The 1,354-nt window shown below is 33.3% G+C and carries 2 protein-coding genes; both read right to left on the bottom strand.

What is annotated here, in order from left to right; translation table 11 throughout:
• Window positions 1-14: 14 nt before the first annotated feature.
• Complete coding sequence (locus ACIEHO_RS16490) at window positions 15-917, bottom strand: IS3 family transposase (RefSeq protein ID WP_406973754.1); 903 nt, start codon at window positions 915-917, stop codon at window positions 15-17.
• Entirely contained in the window at window positions 881-1,315 is a 435-nt protein-coding gene (locus ACIEHO_RS16485; protein WP_406973752.1) for a transposase, read from the bottom strand. The genes ACIEHO_RS16490 and ACIEHO_RS16485 overlap by 37 nt, the downstream gene beginning before the upstream one ends.
• Window positions 1,316-1,354: the final 39 nt, after the last annotated feature.

The raw sequence follows: 1,354 nt of genomic DNA, 5'->3' as shown, positions 1-1,354 counted from the left end.
ATTAAATTTATAAATTAAAGCTGAACAATGGTAACATTGTTCAGCTTTTTTGATTTGTATATTTTTCTTTTGAGTTTATTTTGCATGTGCATTTGCATTGGTGTAAGCATTTGATTTGATAAATGAGGTCTTTGATTATTATAGATTTCGATTGCGTTTTTAATCAGTAACTTCTTTACATCTAGATTTTCAATATTTCTGGCTATATCAAATTCTTGTTTTAATATTCCGTTAATCCTTTCAGCAATAGCATTTTCATAAGGATCATATTTTTCGGTCATACTGGGTTTTATACCATTACTGTTCAATAACTTTTGATACTCGTTTGAACAGTACTGTAAGCCCCTATCGGAGTGATGTATCAATGGTTGATTTTTATACATTCTATTGGATAGTGCTAACTCCAGTGCTTCTAGAGAGCCTTCTACAGCTAAAGAACTAGATACATTATAACCAACTATTCGCTTTGAGTATGCATCTGTAATCAATGCCAAGTAAGATGGGTTTTTTCTAGTTCCCACATAAGTTATATCACTAACCCATACCGATTCTGGTTTTTCTATTTCTAAAGTGTTCATTAGATTTTTGTGTTTTCTAAATCGATGATGTGAGTCTGTAGTAATATGATAGCGTTTCTTTGGTGTTATGAGCATATGATTGGCTCGTAATATTCTAAATAGCTTGTCCCTACCAACATGTAAAGCTGATAATTGATCTTTAAGTAGGTAGTATAACTTCCTGCCACCCAACTTGGGCATAATGGTGCGTATATTTCGTACCAAACGTATTACCGCTTGAGCAACGATTTGTTTATGTTTCCTTGATTTTATAGATCTATAATATACCTGTCTGTTTACCCCGAGTAAATCACAGGTAGAAACTAATGTTTCTTTGTGCTCTTCTTTGTAGAGGTCGATAACCCGGGTGTGTAATTTTTTCTGATATCAATATTATATTCTTTCTCAGCCAAATCTACCAGCATATCAAAAATGATTGCTTTTTTATCTGAACGTTCAGCTAAATGCTCCGCTCTAGCTTTTTGCTTTTCGAGTAATTTAATCTTAGCTTCTAACTCAAGTATTTTTTGCTCTGGTGTTTTTGACATAGGATAAAAAGATCGATGTTCCCAATCAAAGTTACCATATTTTTTTAACCAACTGGTCACTGTTGAGTCGCCTTGAATGCCATATTTGACTTTTGCTTGACTTTTTGTGAGCACTCCTTGCTCTATTTCTTCAACTAATTGTAGCTTAAAAGAAAGTGAGTAATCTTTTTGAGTACGTTTGATATACCCATCGTTTTCTGGTAATTCCATTACACTAAGGTTTTAGTGTATCGCTATTTCAGGACGGGA

Origin of the sequence: Flavisericum labens (genome assembly GCF_045446075.1) — a bacterium.
GTDB lineage: Bacteria > Bacteroidota > Bacteroidia > Flavobacteriales > Flavobacteriaceae > Flavisericum > Flavisericum labens.
Note: the sequence above shows the minus strand (reverse complement) of the source record. Positions and strands in the feature narration are given on the sequence as shown.